We start from the raw sequence: 24,613 nt of genomic DNA on the forward strand, positions 1-24,613 counted from the left end.
ATGAGTTACTAATTTAAGTTATATTTGCTCAAATCACACATTATTCTCATGCAAAAAAAGCAGTTTATTTTATTAGTAGTCTTTTGTGTTAGTTTTGTTACAGTCTCTATGGCACAACATAAACGCTACGCTATTAAAAATGGTTTCGGAATTATTGGAGGATTAACCCAGTATGATATTAAAACAGATAACTTTAGCACAAAAAGCGGAAATGGTTTTATTGGTGGTATGGTTGCTACTGTTGATATTCCTCACAAATGGTATACAGTAAGTTATGGCTTACAGTTTTCTCAGAACTCATTTGAAATAACTGGTAGACCTTCGGCGGCAACAATAACCCAAGAACAAATAGAATATGAACTTAAAGTTGTGCAATTAGCGTTCATGTTTCACGCTAAACTTTTGAGTGATAATCTTACCATAGATTTAGGTCCGCAATTACAATACAATAGTGAACTAGATCTAAAAGACGACAACCAGAGTAACTTTGTAATTAATGGCTATGACAACCTATTAGCTCAAGATATTACACCAATTTCACAATTTAATGTAAATGGAGTAGTGGGCGCATCGGCAGGAATAGGAGGCTTTAAACTAAGAGCTGCCTATAGCTATGGATTCACAAATATCTTCAAAAAACTCAACGACCAAAATCTTAATGTAGGAGGTAATACAGACCGTTTTGAAGGGAATCAAAGCATGTTATCTTTTGCTTTAATGATTACCTTTTAAGTTCTAGAAAATTCTTAGGTTTAATTAAACTTATGCCGTAGCGATTAAATGATCTATACGTTTCACAGTTTCTGCTTTACCAATCATGTACATGATATCAAACACATCTGGACCCTGTAAAGCTCCAACAAGTGCTAGACGCAATGGCATCATTACTTTTCCAAAGCCAATCTCATTAGACGTTATCCATCCTTTAATTGTATTTTGAAGTTCTTCTACACTGAAATCATCAACACTATTAACCAAGTCCTTAACTTTGGTTAGAATATCGCCTGTACCCTCTTTTATAGCCTTTTTAGAGGCTTTTTCATCGTATGTTGAAGGCGCAACAAAGAAGAAATGACTTAAATTCCAAAAATCACTAACAAAAGTTGCACGCTCTTTAATTAAAGCAATGACCATTTCGATATATTGAGTATCAATACTTGATAATGCTTCTGTAGAATTTTGAAAAGCTACAGCTAAACTATAATTATCTTGAGCCTGCATGTAGTGATGATTAAACCACTTAATTTTATCAGGATCAAAACGAGCTCCCGCTTTATTAACGCGATCCAAGTCGAAAGCGCTAATAAGGTCGTCTAAGCTAAAAATTTCTTGTTCTGTACCTGGATTCCATCCTAAAAACGCCAAAAAATTAACCATAGCATCTGCAAAATAGCCATCTTCTCTATAGCCTTTTGAAATGTCGCCAGATTTAGGGTCTGTCCACTCTAAAGGAAATACAGGAAAGCCTAATTTATCGCCATCGCGCTTACTTAATTTTCCTTTACCAGTAGGTTTTAAAATTAATGGTAAATGTGCAAATTCTGGAGCATCCCAGCCAAAAGCAGCGTAAAGCTGATAATGAAGTGCCAAAGAAGGTAACCATTCTTCGCCTCGAATCACATGAGAGATTTCCATTAAATGATCATCAACAATATTAGCTAAGTGATAGGTTGGCATACCATCACTTTTAAACAAGACTTTGTCATCTAAAACATTGGTGTCGATTTTAATAGCGCCTCTAATAATATCGTTGAGGTGTAATGTTTCGTCTTGAGGTGATTTAAATCGAATCACATAATCGTCACCAGCCTCTAACCTTGCTTTAACATCACTTTCAGAAAGGGCTAATGAGTTACTTAGTTTTAATCTATTATGCCAGTTATAGATAAAGGTTTTACCGTTGGCCTCATGATCTTTTCTGTGAGCATCTAATTCTTCAGATGTATCAAAAGCATAGTAGGCATGACCTTTAGCAATCAATTCATCTGCATATTGTTTGTATAAGTGCTTACGTTCGCTTTGTCTGTAAGGACCAAATTTTTCATTTTTCTCAACTCCTTCATCAAAAGGAATCCCACACCAATGTAAAGACTCTACTATATAATCTTCTGCACCTTCTACATAACGGTTTTGATCTGTATCTTCAATACGAAGTACAAACGTACCATTATGTTTTTTCGCAAATAGGTAGTTAAATAGCGCTGTTCTAACGCCTCCAATATGTAATGGTCCTGTAGGACTAGGTGCAAATCGCACACGAACGGGTTTGGTCATTATCTTAAATTTAAGAGTGCAAAGATAGATTGATAAGATTAGAGAACAAAAAAAATAGAGTAGAGTCTAATTATTTCAAGAGAATCGAGTTGTTTTATGCGTTTGTTTATATTTGTTTAATGAAAAAACTGCTTCCATACATTTTATCAAGCATAGGGTATATTTTATTTTTTTTATCCGTTATATTTCTGTTGTTTTTTGTGACCAAATACGTGACAGACAATCATTTAAACTTAAATAATTTGTATTATTTTATCATAACATTAGCTGCCGCAATACTTCTCATTTATAGCGCTAAAAAATTATTTTAATCAGTTTAAAATGCTGTATTGAAAAATCAAATTTTTAAGCAACCATTTCCTTAGGCACGCGCTTATTCATGATACGAAACCACAAAGGCGGAATCATAGACAACACCATAGATGTTGGATAACCATAAGGCATTTGAGGACTCTCATCATGGCAATCTAAAACTTGATATTTTTTTGAGGATTTAAAATGATGATCGCTATGTCTGGTGAGCTCGTATAAGACAATTCTACCAATCACATGATTGGAATTCCAAGAGTGCATTTCTTTAACGCGTTCGTAACGACCCAATTTTGTTTTGAGCCGCATCAGCCCATAGTGCTCTATATAATTAACGGTTTCTAATAATAAAAACCCTACAACGGCCGCACTAAATGCAAAAACAAGACCATTAACGCCAAAGACAAAGAAGACCAAAAGGAGGTAACTTATTTGAAACACAACATACCACAACATGTCATTTTTTACTGAAAAGAAGGCTTCATTATTGTTATGAAGTAACTTTTTTTGAATGCGCCATGAACTTACATACTGCCTAAACGTAGATGTAAACCAAAACGAATACACGGTCTGGTTGTATTTTGCAGTGGCAGGATCTTCTGGAGTTGCCGCGTGCAAATGATGACCAAAATTATGTTCGATATAAAAATGCATGTATTGAGAAGGAAGGAGCAAGGCCTTACCTATAAAGCGCTCTTTGGTGTTTTGCCTGTGGCCTAACTCATGAGCAACGTTAATCCCATTAACGCCTAGAACGATGCCTAGAGACAATATCATGCCTACCAATTCATAGGTTTCAATTGCTGAGGTAGAGACCTCGTATACACCAAAGATGACAAGCCCATAAACTATGGGAAGATTAAGGTATAACAGCCAATCGAAGATTTGTCGTTTCAATTTATGATCGGCTTCATCGTCGCTGAGGTTTTTAGTGTCAATCGGAAATATCAACTCTAACAACGGAATTATTGCAAATGCATAAATAGGAGTAAGATAGGTGAAATACCCTTTAAAATAAAGGCTTATAAAAGCCACTAAAGGAACCGAAAAAGCTGCGAGATATTTGAGGTCTTTCATCTAAATTTAGGTTTTACTTGGTCTTAATTTTAACACAACTCCTCGAAATTAACAGAATCTTACCAAATTTAGGCATTTACCGTTTAAAATAAAATTGTAGATTAGTGAGTTAATTATCAGTATGGCAAGTAATTTTAATCAAATACAGAGCAAATTAGAGCAATTTATAAGACGTTACTACACTAACGAATTATTGAAAGGCGCTATTTTATTTTTTGCAATCGGGCTCCTATACTTGATTGTTACTTTGCTAATTGAATATTTTTTATGGCTTAATCCAACGGCAAGAACCATTTTATTCTGGGTTTTTGTTAGTGTTGAACTAGCTTTATTTGCTAAGTTTATCGCATTTCCTTTGGCAAAATTATTTAAACTCCAAAAAGGGATTGATTACGAAGATGCCTCACAAATTATAGGAAATCATTTTCCTGAAGTGAATGATAAGCTGCTAAACGTTCTTCAGTTAAATCAAAATAATCAACAATCGGAATTATTAGAAGCTGGTATTGAACAGAAATCGGCAGAATTAAGCCCTATACCTTTCAAACTTGCTGTAAACTTTAAGAAAAACACAAAGTATTTGAAGTATGCTGCAATTCCTGTTGTGATTTTATTACTGTCTGTACTTACTGGAAAAATGGATTGGTTTAACGACAGCTATGAACGCGTTGTAAATTATAGTACAGCGTACGAACCACCAGCACCATTTCAGTTTTTTGTGGTTAATGAGAAATTAAAGGCAATAGAAAATAAAGACTTTAAGGTTGTTGTGAATACAGCAGGCGATATTATCCCTGAAAACGCGCAGATTCATTTTAATGGACAATCGTTTTTTATGCAGCAAAAGTCGCCAGGTCAATTTGAGTATGTTTTTGCGCAACCGAAAGAGGGGTTGACATTTAATTTATCTGCAAATGATGTGACATCAAAGCTGTATAATTTAGATATTATAAAAGTACCTACATTGGTGAATTTTGAAATGGTACTTGATTATCCAGCCTATACCAAAAAGCAAGATGAGGTATTAAAAAGCACTGGAAATTCTACAATCCCTGAAGGTACTAACGTGACCTGGAAGGTAAACACGAAATCTACTGATGATGTTGTTTTTTATTCGAAAGACACCCTCATGTTTGAGCCTATTTCCGAGGGAAAATTTGAGGCAAGCAAACGTATATTTAGCAACACCGATTATAGTATTAGTACTAGCAACGAACAGCTAAAAGATTATGAGAATCTGGCATTTTCAATTAATGTTATTAAGGATAGCTATCCAGAGATGAACGTAAAAATGGAAAAGGATTCCCTAGACAATCAAACCCTTTATTTTTTCGGTCAAGTGAGTGATGATTATGGCCTAAGCAAGCTTCAAATGGTATATTATCCAAGTGAAAATCCAGATGATAAGTCATTCGAAATTATGGATGTCTCTAAATCTAATTTCGATGAGTTTGTAAGTGCTTTCCCTAATCAGCTTAACCTAAAGGAAGGTGTGGATTATGAGTTGTACTTTCAGGTATTTGATAATGATGCATTACATCGTTTTAAAAGTTCTAAAAGCTCGGTATTTAGTTATAGAAAATTAACCAAAGACGAGGAAGAACAGAAACAACTTCAGGAGCAAAATGAAACGATAAAAGATATAAGCAAAACGTTCGACAAACTAAAAGAACAGGATAAGGAACTAAAAGAGTTATCAAAAACTCAAAAGGAAAAGAAAGAATTAAATTTTAACGATAAGAAGAAATTTGAGAATTTTTTGAAGCGTCAGAAGGAGCAAGAGCAACTTATGAAAAACTTCAATAAGAAATTAAAAGAGAATATTGAAGAATTCCAAAATGAAGACAAAGAAAAAGATCAGTTTAAAGAGGATTTACAGAAGCGTTTAGAAGAGAATGAGCAACAACTCAAAAAAGATGAAAAACTATTAGAGGAGTTGGAGAAAATGAAGGATAAAATTAACAAGGAAGAATTTACTCAAAAACTCGAACAGTTAGCGAAACAAAACAAAAACAAAGAAAAAAGTTTAAAGCAATTACTAGAATTAACCAAGCGCTTTTATGTGGCTAAAAAAGCCGAGAAATTAATGAAGGCTCTTGAAGATCTTGCAGAGGAACAGGAGAAGTTATCTGAGGAATCGAAAGAGAACAACACTAAAGAGGAGCAAGAAAAGTTGAATGAAAAATTTGAAGACTTCCAGAAAGAAATGGAAGATCTGGAAAAAGAAAATCAGGAACTTCAAAAACCAATGGACTTACCTCAAGATAAGCCAACAGAAGAATCTATAAAGCAAGACCAAAAAGAAGCTACAGAGGCTTTAGAAGAGCAAAAACAAAAAGACGAACAGGAAGAATCTCAGGAGCCACAAGAACAAGGCGAAGAACAAGAGCAAAATGAGCCTCAGGAGCCGCAAGAAGAACAACCTTCACAGCAAAAAGCGAAGAAGAAGCAAAAACAAGCTGCTCAAAAAATGAAACAGATGAGCCAGAAAATGGCACAAGGTATGCAAATGGGAGGCGGAGAACAGATGCAAGAAGATATTGATGTTTTGCGACAAATTCTAGATAACTTGGTATTATTTTCCTTTGATCAGGAAAACCTAATGAACCAATTTAAGAGCATAGAGGTGAATCATAATGAGTATGGTAAATTCTTGAGGAAACAGTACAACCTAAGAGAACATTTTGAGCATGTTGATGATAGCCTATTTGCTTTATCATTGCGACAGCCGGCTATTTCAGAGCAGGTTAATGCCCAAATTACCAATGTGTTTTATAATATAGATAAATCCATGTCGCAATTATCTGAAAATCAGATATATCAAGGAATATCATCTCAACAGTATACCATTACATCAATTAATGAACTTGCTAGTTTTTTAAGTGATGTCTTAGATAATATGAACATGCAAATGAACCCTTCAATGGGTCAAGGGCAAGGTCAGGGCGAGCAGCTTCCAGATATTATTATGAGCCAGGAAGAGCTCAATAAGAAAATGGAAGAAGGCATGAAGAAAGGGGACAAAGGAAAGAAACCTAAAGAAGGGGAAAATGGAGAGCAAGGCGAAGGTCAAAACGAGCAAGATGGCGAAAACGGAAACCCTAAGGATGGTAAAAATGGTAAGGATGGAAAAGAAGGGAAGCAACAAGGTGATGGAGAAGGTCAAGGAGAAGGAGAAGGAGAAGGAGAGGGAAATAGCGAAGACATTAATGGAGAACTGTATGAGATCTACCAAAGACAACAGCAGTTACGACAGGCTCTTGAGAATAGATTAGGTAAAGAAGGAAAAAAAGGTTTAGGTGGAGAATTATTAAAGCAAATGGAAGAGATTGAACTGGATTTGATTAATAAAGGTTTTACCAATCAAACACTTCAAAAGATGATGGATTTGCAGCATCAGTTGTTAAAATTAGAGAATGCAACGTTTATGCAAGGTCAGGATAACAAGCGTAAATCTGAAACAAATAACAAGACCTATGACAATACAACGCCAAATCAAATACCTAAAGCCAAGGAATATTTTAATACTACTGAAATTTTAAATCGTCAAGCATTACCTTTGCAGCAGATTTATAAAAAGAAAGTTCAAGAGTATTTTAAAAAGGCAAATGATTAGTTTTAACTACGAAACAGATTTTCAGCTAGAGACGGAAGGGAATGTTTCAGAATGGATTTCAAACACTATTTTTAACGAAGATTGCAAGGAGGGCGAGATCAATTATATCTTCTGTGATGATGATTACTTGCATCGGCTAAATGTTCAATACCTTGATCATGATACCTTAACGGACATTATTAGTTTCGATTATTCCGTCGGAAAAGAGCTACATGGAGATATTTATATTTCTATAGAAAGGGTTAAAGATAATGCCAAAGATTTTGGTGTTAGTTTTTCCGAGGAACTCGCTCGAGTTATGATTCATGGTGTGTTGCATTATTGTGGATACAAAGACAAAACTGATGATGATGCCCAAGAGATGAGATCTAAAGAAAATTACTACTTAGGTACGCGTGGTTAATATATTAGTATTTAGACGTATATTTGCAAACTGAAATTTTTGAACCCTTAATGTTCCACGTGGAACAATACGATAAATTATGTTTAACGAAGTATATGATGTCATAGTTGTTGGTGGCGGTCACGCTGGAAGTGAAGCCGCTGCTGCTGCTGCCAATATGGGTAGTAAAACCTTACTCATTACCATGAATTTGCAAAACATTGCTCAAATGTCATGCAATCCTGCGATGGGAGGTATTGCTAAGGGTCAAATTGTTAGGGAAATTGATGCGCTTGGTGGTTATAGCGGCATCGTTAGTGATACGTCTGCCATTCAGTTTAAAATGCTTAACAAATCTAAAGGCCCTGCTATGTGGAGCCCTAGAGTGCAAAGTGATAGAATGCGCTTTGCTGAGGATTGGCGCCTATTATTGGAGCAAACACAAAATCTAGATTTTTATCAGGAAATGGTGTCTGGACTTATTGTTAAGAACAATAAGGTTGTTGGTGTTAAAACGTCATTAGGAATTGAAGTAAAAGCTAAGACTGTTGTCTTAACCAATGGCACTTTTTTGAATGGTTTAATTCATATAGGAGACAAGAACTTTGGTGGTGGTAGAGCAGGTGAACGTGCCGCAACAGGAATTACCGAACAACTTATTGATTTAGGTTTTGATTCTGGACGAATGAAAACAGGAACACCACCTAGAGTGGATGGTCGCTCCTTAGATTTTTCAAAAATGATTGAACAACCTGGCGACGAACGACCTGAGAAGTTTTCATATTTAGAACACATTAAGCCGTTGACCGAACAGAGATCTTGCCACATGACTTATACAAGTCCGGAAGTTCATGATTTACTCCGAGAAGGGTTTGAACGCTCGCCAATGTTTAATGGGAGAATCAAAAGTATCGGACCAAGATATTGTCCGTCTATTGAAGATAAGATAAATCGTTTTGCAGATAAAGATAGACACCAATTGTTTGTAGAACCTGAAGGCTGGAATACTGTTGAGGTTTATGTTAATGGATTCTCTACCTCGTTACCTGAGGATGTGCAATACAAAGCATTAAAATCTGTAGTTGGTTTTGAAAACGTGAAGTTTTTTAGACCGGGTTATGCTATCGAATATGATTATTTTCCACCAACACAATTAAAGCACACCTTAGAAACAAAGCTGGTGGAAGGTTTGTTTTTTGCTGGTCAAATAAATGGAACAACGGGTTATGAGGAAGCAGCTTCTCAAGGACTAATGGCAGGTATAAATGCAGCGCTAAAAGTACAAGAAAGAGAAGAATTTATATTGAAGCGTAATGAAGCTTATATAGGTGTTTTGGTAGATGATTTAATTACAAAAGGAACGGAAGAACCATATCGAATGTTTACCTCAAGGGCGGAATATAGAACATTATTGAGACAAGATAATGCAGATTTTAGATTAACACCAAAAGGATTTGAGCTTGGTTTAGCGAGTGAGAAACGACTGCGACGAATGGAAGAGAAGCAAGCGCAATCGGATAATTTTGTTGAGTTTTTTAGGAAGACTAGTGTAAAACCGGAAGAAGCAAATCCCGTTCTAGAGTCTAAAAACTCCTCGTTAGTAAAACAATCTGATAAGATGTTTAAGTTGTTCTCTAGACCCAATATTACAACTGATGACATGCGGAAATTTGAGGCTGTAGAAAGCTATATAAACGAGCATGAATTGGATAGAGAAGTACTGGAGCAAACTGAAATACAAATAAAGTATTCTGGTTATATTGAAAAGGAAAAGAATAATGCCGATAAACTAAACAGGCTTGAGGACGTTAAAATTCCTTCTAATTTTGATTATACAAGATTGAAATCTATGAGCACTGAAGCTATTCAAAAGCTAACAAAAATTCAGCCTGTCACCATTTCTCAAGCGTCTAGAATTAGTGGTGTATCACCGGCAGATGTATCGGTGTTGTTGGTATATTTGGGACGATAAAATTAATATATCGGTTTAATGTTTCACGTGGAACATTCGCCTAATGCAATTTTTTTAATCTACAATTTGTGACGAATAAAACTCAAAACAAAACATATTTAGAACTTAAGGATCACTCTGTTTCTGGAGAGCATTTTCAGTTATTATATAATAAAGAACTGGATATGTTAGAGACATTTCCACAGCCTTCAGAAGAAAAGTTAGGGTATTATTACCAGAGTGAAGATTATATTTCGCACACAGATGCGAAGCGAAATCTGTTTGAAAAAGCCTATCACTTTGTGAAGTCTTTAGCATTAAAACGAAAACTCAGGTTGATTAATTCCTTTGATGTAGACAAAAAAACACTTTTAGATATTGGATGTGGAACAGGAGATTTTTTAAAAATAGCGAAAGAGAATCAATGGGAGGTTACCGGAATAGAACCAAATGAAGACGCTCGAACTATTGCTAATAAAAAAACGGAAGACCGTGTTTTTGATTTGGACCAGTTGTTAAAACTTAAACCTCATAGTTTTGATGTTATTACATTGTGGCATGTATTGGAACACCTTCCTAAGTTGGAAGATCACATTGCTATATTTGAATCACTTTTAAAACCTAATGGACGTTTAGTTATTGCTGTTCCAAATTTTAAAAGTTATGACGCCTTATATTATAAAAACTATTGGGCAGCGTTTGATGTTCCAAGACACTTATGGCACTTTTCTAAAACAGCCATTTCTAAATTGGTCATGCTTAAAAATATGAAGGTGATAAAAACCGTTCCAATGATTTTTGACGCCTTTTATGTTGCGCTACTTTCAGAGAAATATAAAAACGGATCAATGAATCCTGTCAAGGCATTTTGGATAGGGTTGCGCTCTAATATAAAAGCAAGACGCTCAAGAGAGTTCTCATCTTTGATTTATATTATAAAAAAGAGCTAAAACGTGTTTTTAGACGATTTAAAGGTGTTTAGATATTCTGGCTTTATAATTAGGTGTCTGGAAAATTTAAAGCGTATTAAAGTGTGTTTGACGGCTTAAGTTTTGATAGTTTTTAGAAATAGAAAGCCAAAAAACAATAAAAAAAACTTATTGCAGTGTTTTTGTTCAAAAAACACATCGACTTTCATACATTTGCAAAAAATTAAATCACAATCCAAAATGAAAAAAATAATAAGCGTCTTCGCTTTTGTACTTGTTTTAGTATCATGCCAAGAACAACAAAAAATTGCGTTTGTAGATAATGCAGAAGTTGTAAGTAAGTTTAATAAGAAGGTGAATTTCGAAAAGAAATTTCAAGCTAAAATTGAGAAGTTTAATAAAAAGGCGGATAGTTTCCAGCAGGCTATTCAAATTGAAGCACAATTGTTTCAAGCAAAATCGGCTTCAATGTCTAAAAAGAAGGCTGAAACAGAATACCAAGCCTTACTTCAGAAGAAACAGATGCAAGATTATCAATTGAGAGCAGAAGAGCAAAGTTTACAGGCAGAAGGTCAAAAAGAGATTGATACACTTGTTAAACAAGTAAAAGCATTTGTAAAAGACTACGGAAAAAACAATGGATATACTTATATTTTAGGAGCAAATGATGCAGGAAGTGTCATGTATGGTGCTGAAGGTAATGACATTACAGAAGTAATTATAGAAGCATTAAACGCAGAAAATAAAGATGAAAAATAAATTATAAAACACTAATTGTCAATGTAATAGAAAAAAGAGAGGTGATATTCACCTCTCTTTTTATTAAAAAAGGATAACTAATTCATAACAATTTTTTTCCAACTCTAAATATGTGTTTCCTTTTTCATCCTAACCAAAAGACTAATTTGTCAATGCCATAAAAATGGCTTTATATATTGTTAGTAAACTTGAGACGAGTTTAAAAATTGATGGTTATTAATGTTAAACAGTTAAGAAATGAAACACCCTACTTTTTTTTTCATTTTTTTTCATTTTTATATAAAGTCTAATGTTGATTACAATAATTTCGTTGGAGTTTGACTTAACTAACATCCTATATTTTAAGTATTTTTTCATAGTTTTAGGGCCAAATCCTTTTTCAAATACATGGCTACGATAAAGAACACCTCAATGTGTGATGAAAAAACCTACGAACTGTTTTTTAAAACACATTCTCAAGTCTTCAGAAATTACATTTATTATAAGTGTGGTGATATTCAACAAGCGGAAGATATTGTACAAGATACGTTTATAAAACTATGGAAAAATTGTGCTAAGGTAGCTTTAGAAAAAGCGAAGTCTTATATGTTTACCTTAGCTAATAATGCGTTTTTAAACCAGGTGGCACATAAAAAGGTTGTGCTGGAGTATCAAAAGACAATAGTTAATCAACAAACAAATGAAAGTCCGGAGTTCGTATTAGAGGAAAAAGAATTTCTTACTAAATTGAATATGGCCATTGCAGATCTACCAGAAAAACAACGCGTTGTATTTTTGTTGAGCAGAATTGATAAGAAGAAATATAGAGAGATTTCAGAGCTCTTAGGGATCTCGGTTAAGGCTGTAGAAAAGCGAATGAGCCAAGCATTAGAAACACTAAGAAAAAAAATAAGTCACATATAAAGTAGGGTAAAACAGGGTATAACGGTTTTACTAAAGTAATAAGAAATTAAAAATGAAGAACGATATTACAAATGGGGAGATTATTAGGAAGTGGCTTGATGGCGAGTTATCTCATGAGGAGATGGAAGCGCTTAAGTCATCTGATGCCTATGATGACTATAAAAAAATCATAGATGCGACTGATAATTTGAACGCACCAGACTATGATATTGAAAAGGAGTATTTCAAAATACAGAACTTAAAAAGCACAAAAAGATCATCTGTTAGACAATTAAAACAATGGATGTATGGAGCAGCGGCAGTTTTATTAGTGACGTTAGGGTATTTTTATTTTGTGAATGCAACAACAACTTATAAGACAGGATTTGGTGAACAGTTAGCCATTTCTTTGCCAGATAATTCTCATGTTAGACTTAATGCCAACTCCACTTTAGAACTTAAAAAGCGTACTTGGGAAGAAGACCGAACGATAGAGCTTACAGGAGAAGCATTTTTTGAAGTTGAAAAAGGAACTCCGTTTATCGTAAAAACAAATGAAGGTACTGTTGAGGTACTTGGAACTAAGTTTAATGTTTCTGTTCAGCCTGATTTTTTCGAAGTAAAATGTTCAGAAGGAAAAGTAAAAGCGACTAAATTTGGACAAGACGGTGAGATTTTAACACAGGGGATGGGCTTTAGAACCACTAACGGAGCAGTTCAAAAATGGAGTTTTAATAATGGACAACCATCTTGGATACAAGGAGAAAGCAGTTTTGTTGATTCGCCTTTAACTCAGGTGCTTATAGCGTTCCAAAACCAATATAATGTTACTTTTGTAACCAAAGATATTGACAAAAACCAACATTTTTCGGGTAGCTTTACACACGACGATATTAATACTGCGTTAAAAACTTTATTTGATGCTATGGAAATTTCATATACTTTTGAGGAAGAACAAAAGATTGTTCTTTTTAAAAGCGAATGAAATTTAGATTTTTAATAGTTATACTATTGCTTTCGTTTACGGCATTCTCCCAAGAATATATAGCTGTAAACTATAACAAAACGCCTTTAGAAGATGTATTAAAAGACATTGAGCTTAAGTATGCCGTAAAGTTTTCTTTTAAGACCAAACTTTTAGACAATCAATTTATTACTTTAAATGATAACGAGATTGATTTAGAGGGCATCTTACAAGCTATCACCACACAATCAAAACTTAGTTTTAAAAAAATCACTGATCGCTATTATACAGTTAGAGCTGGTAACAATAGCTTATCAGACGTACAAGAACTAGACGAAGTTTTCCTGTTAGAATACCCAACCATTGGAATAAATAAAAAAAGTGATGGGTCCATTTCTGTATCACCTGATAAGTTGGCGATATTACCTGGTTTAATTGAACCTGATGTTCTGCAAAGTCTTCAAATTTTACCAGGCTTGCAAAGCCCTGATGAAACAGCATCTGGACTATATATTAGAGGCGCAACGCCAGATCAAAACCTGGTGCTTTGGGATGGTATAAAAATGTACTATTCTGGTCACTTCTTTGGGATATTATCAGCATTTAACCCATATGTTACTAACGAGGTTAATCTCACAAAAAATGGAACAAGAGCTCGCTACGGTAACGCCTTATCTGGTGTTATTGATATTACTTCTACACCCGATATACCCAAAGAATTGAAAGTAGGCTTTGGTTCTAATTTTACACATGCAGACTTTTACGTAAAAACGCCAATAGCAGATAATATCGGACTTGTAATATCTGCGAGACGCTCGTTTACTGACGTTTTTGAAACCGTAACTTTTAGTAATTTTTCTGATCGTGTTTTTCAAGATATACGATCTTATATCGATGAAAATGAACTAAACTCAAGTGTTGATAATACCTTTTATTTTGCTGATTATACAGCCAAAATAATTAGCGAACTTTCTCCAAAAGACAAACTAACATTTAGCACGCTTTATACAAACAACAATTTGGATTACGAATTTAGGTTTGAAGATAACGTAGAAACGTCACAAGATAGGCTAGATATAAAAAACCGAGGAGCGAGCTTAACATGGAATAGACAATGGAATGACAACGTAACATTTAAAACAGAAGCATTCTTCTCTAATTTTAAATTAGACTACTCTGGAGAGAAAACATTTTTTGGCTTTTTTGAGGAAGGAGAAAAAAGAAACGAAATTAAAGAGCTCGGTGCTTCAATTGAAACGAATATTAAACTTAATGAATCACATAGCATAAACGGAGGATATCAATTTTCATCTAATGATGTGAGTTATTCTTTATACAGTTTTCAAGAGTTGTTTGATGAGGTACCTTTTGAAGAATCATTATCCTTAATTAATAATACGCATACGCTGTTTTCTGAATATCAATACAGTAACGACAAACATCAAGTTATAGCAGGCTTAAGAGCAACGCACTATTCTGTTGACGATGAGATGTTTTTGGAGCCTAGATTAGCGATGAAAACAAAACTCACCAACGACATTACATTAAAAGCAGCCTTAGAAGCAAAGACACAAGCTATAAGTCAGGTTACAGAGTTTCAGTCTTCAAATTTAGGCTTTGGGTTAGAAAATCAAGTGTGGACTTTAGCTTCTGGTGATAGTATTCCTATTCAACGAAGTAAGCAATTTTCGGCAGGTTTTGAATTCCAGAAAAACAAATGGAATATAGATGTTGAAGCATATTATAGAAGTATAAAAGGAATTACAACAAATACAAGAGGTTTTAGAGATGTTTCCTTTTTTTATACTTCAGGAAGCACCGAGGCTTTTGGAGTGGATGTATTAGTTAACAAAAGGATTGGCAATTATAGGACTTGGATCGCCTATTCTTTTTTAAACAATGATATTACGATACAGGAATTAAATTTTGATACTCTGGAGTTTAATGAGGATATGACTTATCCTGGTAATTACGATATTACTCATAATTTTAGTTGGTCGCATGCCTATAATTGGAAAAACTTAGAAGTATCTCTTGGCTGGAGAATTAGGACAGGTAGACCCTATAGAGCTCTAGAATCGATAACATCAGACGAAAATTTTATATTTTTTAATTATGGAGATGTCAATGATGAACGCCTACCTACCTATCATAGACTAGATTTCTCATCTACCTATAAATTTAAGTTTTCTAAAGATGGTAGATGGAAAGGTAAAGTAGGAGTTTCGGTTATTAATCTATATGATCGAAAAAATGTCCTGTATCGTCAGTTCTTTTTAGGAGATCCTTTAGATGACAGCGCTACTCCAGATTATGAAGTTGTTGAATCTGATTTTATTTCATTTGGATTAACACCAAACTTCGTGTTTAGAGTGGAGTTTTAGATTTATGCATTCGATTTCTTATGCAGCAATCGCGTTAACTTAATCGATAAATCTGTAAGAATGATTTTCGAATTCCCATTTCGTTCAATATGATAAATAGCATCTTGAAGTTCATTTGAAATATCCATAATATTATTACCATGAACAAAGGGAGCAAATTTCTCTAGCTTAAATCCTGTTTTTGGCTCCATAAAAACTAAATCACCTGCATTATAATTGAGAAGTAAGGCCTGTCTAAAAAAATCAAGACAAAAATTCAAAAATTGTTTTTGAGTCTCCCTACCTGTTTTTGCAATAGTCTCACTCCAAGAAATTAAATCGTGAATAGCACTTTTATTGCCTTTAGCCTTAAATGCAGACCGAATCCAATACACAAACCACTCTTCAAACTGTGTATCTTCACTATCGCTATAAACAACATCACAAGCCTTATTATAATTTCCATTGGCTTGATGAGCGATTTTAATAGCGTCAGGCTCAGGAATTTGGTAGTTTCTAATTAAAGCCTCTTTTATAACTTCTTCGGCTAAAGGAGGGAAATGTAATACTTGGCAGCGCGATCTAATAGTATTTATAATTTGCTCCTCATCTTCAGCAACTAAAATAAAGATGGTCTTATTTGGTGGCTCCTCAATGAGTTTTAGCAATTTATTTGCAGCCGATGTATTCATTTTTTCTGCCATCCAGATTAACATCACTTTGTAGCCTCCTTCGTAAGATTTTAACGCTAAGGCCTTCACGATATCTTGAGCCTCATCAACACCAATTTGGCCCTGCTTATTATCTATTCCAAGCAAGCGGTACCAATCAAAAAGATTTCCATAAGGCTGCCTATCTATAAGCTGTCTCCATTCTTCCATAAAATGACTAGAGACAGGATGACTTTTTATTTTATCATTGGTTGCTACAGGAAAAGCAAAATGTAAATCGGGATGTGATAAGTTTTTAAACTTTAGATTACAAGCATCATTACCTTCGGTGTTTTCTCCGTTTGTATTTTTACACAAGAGATACTGAGCATAAGCAATGGCCATTGCTAATGTTCCAGAACCTTCTGGACCAACAAACAATTGAGCGTGTGGAACACGTCCAAAATCTGCGCTTTTGGTCAAATGATTTTTAATATGTTCTTGCCCTAAAATTTCAGAAAATAACATGAAGCAAACCTACATATTTTTTTTAAATCTTTAAGACCTTAACCCATATCTATATTGCTTATCTTATACCTATTTAAAACAATTGTAAAAATAACGAGCTACTTCCTTATTGTTTTTAACACAATATTGTCAGCAATAAAAAATAAATCGACTTACTTTTATACATACAAAATGCTGCTTATAGATTAAAAAATGACTCAAAACGCTATTCTTTTTATTCCTGATATTTCAGGGTTTACCGAGTTTGTGCATAATACAGATATTTACCACAGTCGTCATATTATTTCTGAACTTCTAGAATTACTTATTGATCATAACAATATGGGTTTGGAATTAGCGGAAATTGAAGGTGACGCCCTATTTTTATATAAACTTGAAGACCAGGTTGATTTAAACAAAATTAGGGAACAAGTAAAAGACATGTATTTAGCTTTTCATAAGCATTTAAAACGCTATGAATTCCAACGCATATGTAATTGTGGTGCATGCTCTTCGGCATATAATCTGAGCCTAAAGTTTATAGTACATTATGGTGAAATTGAATTCATAACAATAAAGGACATTAAGAAACCATACGGAAGTAATGTTATTAAAGTTCATAGGTTGCTTAAAAACAAGGTTCCATTAGAAGAATATGCGATGTTTACTGAAACATTAATTCCAGAAACTCTTGATGCCTCTTTAAATATGTTAACCGAAACTTATGATTTTGGAAATATCAAGATCTCTTATGAACCTTTAGAGCATTTAAAATCACTGTTGCCAGTGATAAAACCAATTCCTGATGATGTTCCTAAACATAAACTTTTTGATAGTACTGAAACAATCCAAACTCCAATTCTGGAGCTCTACGAAGTCATTAGTAATTTCGATTATAGGTTGTTATGGGTAAAAGGGGTAGATCGGTTAGAATATGAAAAGAATAAGGTGAATAGGTCTGGGCTTAAACATCAATGTTTAATTAATAAAAAACATGTTGAACAGACCACAATTAAAAAGAAAGTAGCGTCTAATCAATTAGTTTATGGCGAAGCTACCAGAGAAATTCCATTTACAAAGCGGGTCCATGTTTATTATGTTTTAGAGGAGATAAAAAACGGATACACCAAGCTAAACATAGAAGTATTCGCCGATTTTAAACCTTTAAGGGTTCTTATGAGGCCAATTATGAAAAAAAACTTCCAAAAAATTATTTCAGAAAACATTAAAGAACTTATTTTGCTAATCGATTCTGGATTTACAACAGAACAGCCTAACAACTAAAAATAATTTAAGCTTGTGAAAACTTTAAACGATTTCAATTTTGACCATAAAAAAGCACTAATTCGAGTAGACTTCAATGTTCCTCTAAATGAAAATTTTGAAGTGACTGATGCTACGCGAATTATGTCTGCAAAGCCTACCATAATTAAAGTTCTGGAAGATGGTGGCAGCTGTATTTTAATGTCTCATTTAGGACGACCAAAAGGAGTTCAAGATCAATTTTCTTTAAAACATATCGTGAGTAAAGTTGAAGATGTGCTAGGTGTATCTATCAAATTTGTTGAGAATTGTATCGGTCTTGAAGCAGAGGAAGCTGCGGCAAACCTCAAACCAGGAGAAATATTATTATTAGAAAACTTGCGTTTTCATGAAGAAGAGAAGCAAGGCGACATCGCATTTGCAGAAGCACTTTCAAAATTAGGTGACATTTATGTAAACGATGCTTTTGGAACTGCGCATAGAGCGCACGCCTCTACAACCATTATTGCGCAGTTTTTTCCTGAAACAAAATGCTTCGGACATTTACTAGCTCAAGAAATTGAAAGTATTGATAAAGTAATGAAAACTGGAGAAAAACCTGTTTTAGCTGTTCTAGGTGGCGCTAAAGTATCTTCAAAAATTACGATTATTGAAAACATATTAGACAAAGTTGACCATCTTATTATTGGAGGAGGAATGACTTTTACGTTTATAAAAGCTCAAGGGGGAACTATAGGAGATTCTATTTGTGAAGACGATAAAATGGATTTGGCTATGGATATTTTAAAACAAGCTAAAGAAAAAAATGTTCAAATTCACTTACCTGTGGACGTTGTAGCTGCTAATGCATTTAGTAACGATGCCGAGACGCAAATTACAGATGTTAACGCCATTCCTAAAGGATGGCAAGGTCTAGACTCTGGGCCAAAATCTAATGCCTTATTTCATAATATTGTGATGCAGTGTAAGACAATTTTATGGAATGGACCATTAGGCGTTTTTGAAATGGAGAGTTTTGCCAACGGAACTATTGCTCTTGGAGAGGCTATTGCAGAAGCCACCAAAAACGGAGCGTTTTCGCTTGTTGGAGGAGGAGATTCTGTGGCGGCAGTAAAACAATTTGGCTTTGAAAACAAGGTGAGTTATGTAAGTACCGGAGGAGGAGCAATGTTGGAAAGTTTGGAAGGTAAGACGCTCCCAGGAATAGCTGCAATTTTAAAATAAATACCTGTTTATAAACACATTAACATTAAGAATAGTCTTACAAGTCTTGTTAAATTGTCTAATTAAACTTTCATTTTAACTAAAAAAATACGATTTTAGCTGACCTGTCGTTTAAGATAGATAAATAGTTAACCAATGAAATCTAAACTTATAACCCTAACGTTTGGTGTTCTGTTCTGCGGCTTTTTTGGCTTTGGTCAAGATTCAATTCCAAAGACTATTAAAACACAAAGACTAACAGAATCAGACTTTATTGAAGGTGAAACCTATGTGGTTGATACCATTATTGATGGTAAAACGTATTTTAAGAAACACCTTGGGATTAAAGCAGAAATAGACTCAACAACATCTAGAAAGCTAGAAGATCATAAGCTAGCTGCTGAAATTGATGAGAAATGGTTAGAAGAATTATACAGCAACAATTTGTTTGATACAATTTACAAATCTGTTTCTGAGCTAAAATACGACCCAGTAAACTACCCTGAGCTTTCTACAGATACCTTAAAGGCTCGACTAAAGCGCCTTAATGCAAGAACTCCTTTTAATATTGAATACAATCCATCTTTGGAGAGTGTTATAAAATCGTATTTAAAGCATCGACGAAACTCCATGTCTCGTTTGATGTCTTTAAGTCATTATTATTTCCCTCTATTTGAAGAATCATTAGATAACCACGACATTCCGTTAGAAGTCAAATATTTGGCCATTGTAGAATCTGCCTTAAAACCAAGAGCTAGGTCTAGGGTTGGAGCAACAGGACTATGGCAATTTATGTTTGGAACTGGAAAGGAGTACGGACTTAATGTAAGCAGTTATGTAGACGAACGAAGCGACCCTATAAAATCAACAGAAGCGGCTAGCAAGTATTTGGCTAAACTCTACAAGATTTTTGGCGATTGGGATTTGGCCTTAGCAGCATATAATTCTGGACCAGGAAATGTGACTAAAGCCATTCGTCGTTCTGGAGGTTATGAAAACTATTGGAATATTAGACCTCACCTCCCTCGTGAAACAGCTGGGTATCTTCCTGCTTTTTTAGCAACCATGTATATATTTGAGTTTGCCGAAGAGCATGGCTTCAAGATAGAGAAACCAAACTATCACTATGTAGAAACAGATACTTTACATGTGAAAAAAATGATAACCTTAGATCAGGTTTCAGAATTGGTTGATGTACCCATAGAGCAACTACAGTTTTTAAACCCATCTTATAAACTCGATATCATTCCATACATAAAAGGAGAAAATTATACGCTGAGGTTACCACGCGAAGCCATTGGGAAATTTGTAACAAATGAAACTCAAATTTATGCATTTGTGGAGGAGGAACTGAATAAACGAGAAAAGCCACTTCCTCAGTTTTTTGACGCCAGTAGTAAAATAAGATATAGGGTTCGATCTGGAGATTATCTAGGAAAAATTGCCAGAAAATATGGAGTTAGAGTGAGCCAAATTAAGCGCTGGAACGGGTTGAGAAGTAATAACTTAAAAATAGGTCAACGCCTCACTATTTATCCTAGAAAACCGTCAACATCTTCTGGTTCTAAAGTAAGTAGTAATACACCTAAAAAGGTTATAAATACCGAAGGAAAATCTACGTATAGAGTTCAAAAAGGTGATTCACTTTGGAGCATTTCTCAAAAATTTCCTGGAGTTTCTGTTCAAAATATCAAAGAATGGAACGATATTAGCAGTAACAAACTAAAAATCGGAATGACGCTTGTTGTATCTAAGTAAGCGTAATAAATTTAGAAAAAATGATAAAAAAAGCATTAAGCCTACTGTTAGTCGTTGTTTTATTTAGTTCGTGTGATGATAAAAAAGCACAACGCTTTGTCGGTAAGTCATCAGGAAACATTAATAGCGTTGTCGTTGTGGCAGATAATCAATTATGGGAAGGCCGAGTTGGAGACGCTATTAGAGATGTATTAGCGGCACCAGTTGAAGGATTATCTTTAGAAGAACCTCAATTCACAATGAGTCAAATGCCTACACAAGTTTTCACAGGATTTGCTAAAAAGAACAGAACGATTCTAAAAATAGAAAAGGGAAAAGAGGCATCTACTAAGGTAGCTGCAGATGCTTATGCTACCCCTCAAACAATGGTGGTTGTATCAGGAATGACAAATGCAGAGATAATTAATGAAATCGAAACAAATGCAGCTAAAATTATTAATGCTTTTAAAAAGACAGAACTAACAGAAAGACAACGAAGAACATCTAAATCACTGTTTAATGATAGCAAGATTAAAGAACAGTTAGGCATATCTCTTAAGTTTCCATCCGCATATAGAATTGCTAAATCTGATGGTGACTTTTTCTGGATTAGAAGAGATATTAAAACTGGAAATGTTGATTTAATGGTATATGAGGTGCCCTTATCTGCTATAAGAAAAGGCGACAGTACTGTTTTAGATGTAATAAGATTACGCGATTCTGTGGGTAAAATTCATATAGAAGGATCTGTTGATGGATCTCATATGGCCACAGAGCCACATTTCACACCCTACATAAAAGAGTCGATTGTAGATAATAAACCAGCATTTGAAACCAAAGGGCTTTGGGATTTGAAAAACGCTTTTATGTCTGGGCCATTTATAAATTATGCCGTAGAAGATAAAGTAAACGATAGATACATTATTGTTGAAGGCTATGTGTTTGCGCCTTCAGTAGAGAAGCGAGATTATGTCTTTGAACTCGAATCGATTATAAAATCATTAGTGATACAATAAAAAAAAAGCCAACATTAAATGTTGGCTTTTTTTTATTGTAAAATTTCTATTCTTTTTTATCTGTAGCGGATGAATTTTCATCTTCCTTACTGGCATCTTTAAATTCTTTAATACCACTTCCTAGACCTCTCATAAGTTCAGGAATTTTCTTTCCTCCAAATAAAAGCAATATAACCACAACGATTAATATAATAGAACCGTATCCTGGCATTCCTAAAAAAATTGAACTTGATATCATAATATATTATTTTGAACTGCAAATTTAATAATTAAACTTCAAACTAAACGTTTAAATTTAAACTTTAAGAGTCCTCAGAATAACTTGGACTAATTTTATTTAATTTTGTAGTCTTATGGCGAATAAAAACAAACAAAAAAAATTCTCAAAAAAACTGCTACATAAGTATCGACTCGTTGTCCTAAACGAAGACACTTTTGAAGAGCGCTTTGCTATAAAATTAACACGACTCAATGTGTTTGTTATTTTGTCTTTAGGCACCATTTTATTAATTGCTGGTACTATATTTTTAATAGCTTTTACATCTCTAAAAGAATATATCCCTGGTTACTCATCTACAGAGTTAAAAAAGAAAGCCACCGTTTTAAATTATAAAACAGATTCTTTACAACAGGTAATTAATCTCAATGAACAATATTATGCATCCATAAAAAAAGTGCTTACTGGAGATGTTAGTACGGTCGAATTTAACAGGGACTCTATCGTTGATGCCTCGACTATAGATCCTAGCGATTTAGATTTAGCACCAACAAAAGAGGATTCATTGCTAAGAGAATTAGTAGATAAAGAAGATAAATACAATGTGTTTGAAACCACAACCTCCTCATCTAACTTTGTGCTGTTTCCCCCTGTAAATGGAACCATTTCTGAAGGTTATAACTTAAAAGAAAAACACTTTGCTGTTGATGTTGTAGTGGCAAAAGACACGCCTGTAAAAGCCACTGCAGATGGCACTGTAATTTTTGCTGAATGGACAGCAGAAACAGGTTACGTGATTATTATTGAGCATGGCTCCGAACTCATATCTGTATATAAACATAATGCTTCAATCACGAAACAACAAGGCGATCTAGTAAAGTCGGGAGAAGTTATAGCTATGGCTGGTAATACAGGTGAGCTAACTACAGGTCCGCATTTGCATTTTGAACTTTGGAAAAAAGGATATCCAGTAAATCCAACACAATTTATAGATTTTAATTAATGATATCACTAAAACCTAAACTAGCAAAACTATTTGCCAAAAACGTTAGGAAGTCCATTTTAAGATGGTCAAATAAACCGCTTGAGACGCAACAAAAAGTCTTTCGGAAGTTAATTAAGGACGCTAACAATACCATGTTTGGAAAGGATCATGATTTTAAATCTATAAACTCTTATAACGACTTTGTGAAACGAGTGCCTATTAGAGATTACGAAGATTTAAAACCGTATGTAGATAAGGTTGTTGCTGGAGAAGAAAATATACTTTGGAAAGGGAAACCTTTATATTTTGCAAAAACATCAGGAACAACTTCTGGTGCTAAGTATATTCCTTTAACAAAGGAAAGTATGCCAACGCATGTTGAGGCAGCCCGTAATGCTATCTTAATGTATATTGCTGAAACAGGAAAGAGTAAGTTTGTTGATGGCAAGATGATTTTCTTACAAGGAAGCCCAATTCTCGAAGAAAGCAATGGAATTCAATTAGGGCGCCTTTCTGGAATTGTAGCGCACTACGTCCCAAAATATCTTCAAAAAAACAGAATGCCATCCTTTGAAACCAATTGTATTGAAGATTGGGAAGCAAAAGTGGATGCTATAGTCGAAGAGACTTTACCAAAAAATATGACAATCATTTCAGGAATTCCGTCTTGGGTTCAGATGTATTTTGAGAAAATTCAGGAGAAAACTGGACAAAAAGTTGGAGAGGTTTTTAAAAACTTCAACCTATTCATTTTTGGAGGCGTTAATTATGAACCTTATCGATCTAAATTTGAAAACCTTATTGGTAGAAAAGTAGATAGTATAGAGTTGTATCCAGCTAGTGAAGGCTTTTTTGCTTTTCAAGATTCACAAAATGAAAAGGGGATGTTGCTACAGCTCAATTCAGGAATATTCTACGAATTTATTGAAGCCAATACTTTTTTTGACGACAACCCTAAACGATTAATGATTTCCGATGTTAAGGTTGGTGTTAACTACGTAATGATTATTTCAACCAATGCAGGGTTGTGGGCTTACAATATTGGAGATACAGTTGAATTTACATCAACAAAACCTTATCGTGTTATTGTGTCTGGAAGAATAAAACATTTTATCTCAGCATTTGGAGAGCATGTTATTGGTAAAGAAGTAGAGCAATCTCTTAAAGAGGCTATAGAGTCATCGTTAGTTAGTGTTTCAGAATTTACGGTAGCACCGCAAATAAACCCTGAATCTGGATTGCCGTTTCACGAATGGTTTATTGAATTTGAAAAAGAGCCTCAGGATATATTAAGTTTAGCAGAGCGTATCGATGCTTCTTTACAGGAACAAAACAGCTATTATTACGACCTCATTGCTGGAAAGGTGCTACAACCTTTAAAAATTACAACTGTACGAAAGAATGGGTTTCAGGATTATATGAAATCTATTGGGAAATTAGGAGGTCAAAACAAGATACCAAGATTATCTAATGATAGAAAAATCGCAGATGCTATATACCATCAAAAATTAACTAAATAGTGCTATATT

19 protein-coding genes are annotated in these 24,613 nt (G+C 34.3%); 15 read left to right on the forward strand and 4 right to left on the reverse strand.

Features of this window, described 5'->3' with window-relative positions; translation table 11 throughout:
- Positions 1-48 precede the first annotated feature (48 nt).
- Positions 49-732 (forward strand): outer membrane beta-barrel protein, encoded by a 684-nt coding sequence (locus tag Q0893_RS02455; protein ID WP_299272242.1) that lies wholly within the window; start codon positions 49-51, stop codon positions 730-732.
- 30 nt (positions 733-762) lie between these two features.
- Here the strand turns inward: Q0893_RS02455 and gltX are convergent, their stop codons facing one another.
- Positions 763-2,274 carry a glutamate--tRNA ligase gene (gltX, locus tag Q0893_RS02460; protein WP_298901135.1) on the reverse strand — a complete coding sequence of 504 codons (1,512 nt, stop codon included), beginning with the start codon at positions 2,272-2,274 and terminating at the stop codon, positions 763-765.
- Positions 2,275-2,619: 345 nt separating this feature from the next.
- Complete coding sequence (locus Q0893_RS02465) at positions 2,620-3,660, reverse strand: alkane 1-monooxygenase (RefSeq protein WP_299272244.1); 1,041 nt, start codon at positions 3,658-3,660, stop codon at positions 2,620-2,622.
- Positions 3,661-3,781: 121 nt separating this feature from the next.
- Between Q0893_RS02465 and Q0893_RS02470 the strand changes: the two genes are divergently transcribed.
- The 8 genes from Q0893_RS02470 to Q0893_RS02505 all read left to right on the forward strand — a co-directional run bounded on the left by Q0893_RS02470 (position 3,782) and on the right by Q0893_RS02505 (position 15,527).
- Entirely contained in the window at positions 3,782-7,276 is a 3,495-nt protein-coding gene (locus tag Q0893_RS02470; protein WP_299272246.1) for a DUF4175 family protein, read from the forward strand.
- Entirely contained in the window at positions 7,269-7,679 is a 411-nt protein-coding gene (gene ybeY / locus Q0893_RS02475; protein WP_298901131.1) for an rRNA maturation RNase YbeY, read from the forward strand. Before Q0893_RS02470 ends, ybeY begins: the two co-directional genes overlap by 8 nt.
- 79 nt (positions 7,680-7,758) lie before the next feature.
- Positions 7,759-9,630: a tRNA uridine-5-carboxymethylaminomethyl(34) synthesis enzyme MnmG gene (mnmG, locus tag Q0893_RS02480; RefSeq protein ID WP_299272249.1), complete on the forward strand. Its 1,872-nt coding sequence runs from the start codon at positions 7,759-7,761 to the stop codon at positions 9,628-9,630.
- Positions 9,631-9,698: 68 nt separating this feature from the next.
- On the forward strand, positions 9,699-10,559 hold the full coding sequence (locus Q0893_RS02485) for a class I SAM-dependent methyltransferase (protein WP_299272250.1): 861 nt from the start codon (positions 9,699-9,701) through the stop codon (positions 10,557-10,559).
- Positions 10,560-10,778: 219 nt separating this feature from the next.
- The gene (locus Q0893_RS02490) at positions 10,779-11,297 is read left to right on the forward strand and encodes an OmpH family outer membrane protein (RefSeq protein WP_299272253.1); all 519 of its coding nucleotides are present in this window, start codon (positions 10,779-10,781) and stop codon (positions 11,295-11,297) included.
- A 387-nt stretch (positions 11,298-11,684) separates the two neighbouring features.
- Positions 11,685-12,200 carry an RNA polymerase sigma factor gene (locus tag Q0893_RS02495; RefSeq protein WP_298901126.1) on the forward strand — a complete coding sequence of 172 codons (516 nt, stop codon included), beginning with the start codon at positions 11,685-11,687 and terminating at the stop codon, positions 12,198-12,200.
- Between the two features lie 52 nt (positions 12,201-12,252).
- Entirely contained in the window at positions 12,253-13,164 is a 912-nt protein-coding gene (locus Q0893_RS02500; protein WP_299272255.1) for a FecR family protein, read from the forward strand.
- On the forward strand, positions 13,161-15,527 hold the full coding sequence (locus tag Q0893_RS02505) for a TonB-dependent receptor plug domain-containing protein (RefSeq protein WP_298901124.1): 2,367 nt from the start codon (positions 13,161-13,163) through the stop codon (positions 15,525-15,527). The genes Q0893_RS02500 and Q0893_RS02505 overlap by 4 nt, the downstream gene beginning before the upstream one ends.
- Before the next feature lie 2 nt (positions 15,528-15,529).
- Here the strand turns inward: Q0893_RS02505 and Q0893_RS02510 are convergent, their stop codons facing one another.
- Positions 15,530-16,684, reverse strand: coding sequence for a DNA polymerase III subunit (locus Q0893_RS02510; protein ID WP_298901123.1), 1,155 nt, complete (start codon positions 16,682-16,684; stop codon positions 15,530-15,532).
- 192 nt (positions 16,685-16,876) lie between these two features.
- Here Q0893_RS02510 and Q0893_RS02515 point away from each other — a divergent pair, with 192 nt between their 5' ends.
- The 4 genes from Q0893_RS02515 to Q0893_RS02530 all read left to right on the forward strand — a co-directional run bounded on the left by Q0893_RS02515 (position 16,877) and on the right by Q0893_RS02530 (position 21,882).
- Positions 16,877-17,947, forward strand: a complete 1,071-nt coding sequence (locus Q0893_RS02515; RefSeq protein ID WP_299272258.1) for a DUF2652 domain-containing protein — start codon at positions 16,877-16,879, stop codon at positions 17,945-17,947.
- 15 nt (positions 17,948-17,962) lie between these two features.
- Positions 17,963-19,150 (forward strand): phosphoglycerate kinase, encoded by a 1,188-nt coding sequence (gene pgk / locus Q0893_RS02520; protein ID WP_299272260.1) that lies wholly within the window; start codon positions 17,963-17,965, stop codon positions 19,148-19,150.
- Positions 19,151-19,285: 135 nt separating this feature from the next.
- Positions 19,286-20,887 (forward strand): LysM peptidoglycan-binding domain-containing protein, encoded by a 1,602-nt coding sequence (locus Q0893_RS02525; protein WP_299272262.1) that lies wholly within the window; start codon positions 19,286-19,288, stop codon positions 20,885-20,887.
- Positions 20,888-20,907: 20 nt separating this feature from the next.
- A complete protein-coding gene (locus Q0893_RS02530) occupies positions 20,908-21,882 on the forward strand; it encodes a DUF4837 family protein (protein ID WP_299272263.1) in 975 nt (324 codons plus the stop codon).
- 46 nt (positions 21,883-21,928) lie between these two features.
- Here the strand turns inward: Q0893_RS02530 and tatA are convergent, their stop codons facing one another.
- Positions 21,929-22,120, reverse strand: coding sequence for a twin-arginine translocase TatA/TatE family subunit (tatA, locus tag Q0893_RS02535; RefSeq protein ID WP_298901118.1), 192 nt, complete (start codon positions 22,118-22,120; stop codon positions 21,929-21,931).
- A 115-nt stretch (positions 22,121-22,235) separates the two neighbouring features.
- Between tatA and Q0893_RS02540 the strand changes: the two genes are divergently transcribed.
- Positions 22,236-23,102 (forward strand): M23 family metallopeptidase, encoded by an 867-nt coding sequence (locus Q0893_RS02540; protein ID WP_298901117.1) that lies wholly within the window; start codon positions 22,236-22,238, stop codon positions 23,100-23,102.
- A complete protein-coding gene (locus tag Q0893_RS02545; protein WP_299272266.1) occupies positions 23,102-24,604 on the forward strand; it encodes a GH3 auxin-responsive promoter family protein in 1,503 nt (500 codons plus the stop codon). The genes Q0893_RS02540 and Q0893_RS02545 overlap by 1 nt, the downstream gene beginning before the upstream one ends.
- Positions 24,605-24,613 lie beyond the last annotated feature (9 nt).

Origin of the sequence: uncultured Psychroserpens sp. (genome assembly GCF_947494225.1) — a bacterium.
Lineage (GTDB): Bacteria > Bacteroidota > Bacteroidia > Flavobacteriales > Flavobacteriaceae > Psychroserpens.

Bases quoted from the DNA above. Each gene is read 5' to 3' on its own strand.
- Q0893_RS02455 (WP_299272242.1), top strand. From the start codon at position 49: ATGCAAAAAAAGCAGTTTATTTTATTAGTAGTCTTTTGTGTTAGTTTT.
- gltX (WP_298901135.1), bottom strand. From the start codon at position 2,274: ATGACCAAACCCGTTCGTGTGCGATTTGCACCTAGTCCTACAGGACCA.
- Q0893_RS02465 (WP_299272244.1), bottom strand. From the start codon at position 3,660: ATGAAAGACCTCAAATATCTCGCAGCTTTTTCGGTTCCTTTAGTGGCT.
- Q0893_RS02470 (WP_299272246.1), top strand. From the start codon at position 3,782: ATGGCAAGTAATTTTAATCAAATACAGAGCAAATTAGAGCAATTTATA.
- ybeY (WP_298901131.1), top strand. From the start codon at position 7,269: ATGATTAGTTTTAACTACGAAACAGATTTTCAGCTAGAGACGGAAGGG.
- mnmG (WP_299272249.1), top strand. From the start codon at position 7,759: ATGTTTAACGAAGTATATGATGTCATAGTTGTTGGTGGCGGTCACGCT.
- Q0893_RS02490 (WP_299272253.1), top strand. From the start codon at position 10,779: ATGAAAAAAATAATAAGCGTCTTCGCTTTTGTACTTGTTTTAGTATCA.
- Q0893_RS02495 (WP_298901126.1), top strand. From the start codon at position 11,685: ATGGCTACGATAAAGAACACCTCAATGTGTGATGAAAAAACCTACGAA.
- Q0893_RS02500 (WP_299272255.1), top strand. From the start codon at position 12,253: ATGAAGAACGATATTACAAATGGGGAGATTATTAGGAAGTGGCTTGAT.
- Q0893_RS02505 (WP_298901124.1), top strand. From the start codon at position 13,161: ATGAAATTTAGATTTTTAATAGTTATACTATTGCTTTCGTTTACGGCA.
- Q0893_RS02510 (WP_298901123.1), bottom strand. From the start codon at position 16,684: ATGTTATTTTCTGAAATTTTAGGGCAAGAACATATTAAAAATCATTTG.
- Q0893_RS02515 (WP_299272258.1), top strand. From the start codon at position 16,877: ATGACTCAAAACGCTATTCTTTTTATTCCTGATATTTCAGGGTTTACC.
- Q0893_RS02525 (WP_299272262.1), top strand. From the start codon at position 19,286: ATGAAATCTAAACTTATAACCCTAACGTTTGGTGTTCTGTTCTGCGGC.
- Q0893_RS02530 (WP_299272263.1), top strand. From the start codon at position 20,908: ATGATAAAAAAAGCATTAAGCCTACTGTTAGTCGTTGTTTTATTTAGT.
- tatA (WP_298901118.1), bottom strand. From the start codon at position 22,120: ATGATATCAAGTTCAATTTTTTTAGGAATGCCAGGATACGGTTCTATT.
- Q0893_RS02540 (WP_298901117.1), top strand. From the start codon at position 22,236: ATGGCGAATAAAAACAAACAAAAAAAATTCTCAAAAAAACTGCTACAT.
- Q0893_RS02545 (WP_299272266.1), top strand. From the start codon at position 23,102: ATGATATCACTAAAACCTAAACTAGCAAAACTATTTGCCAAAAACGTT.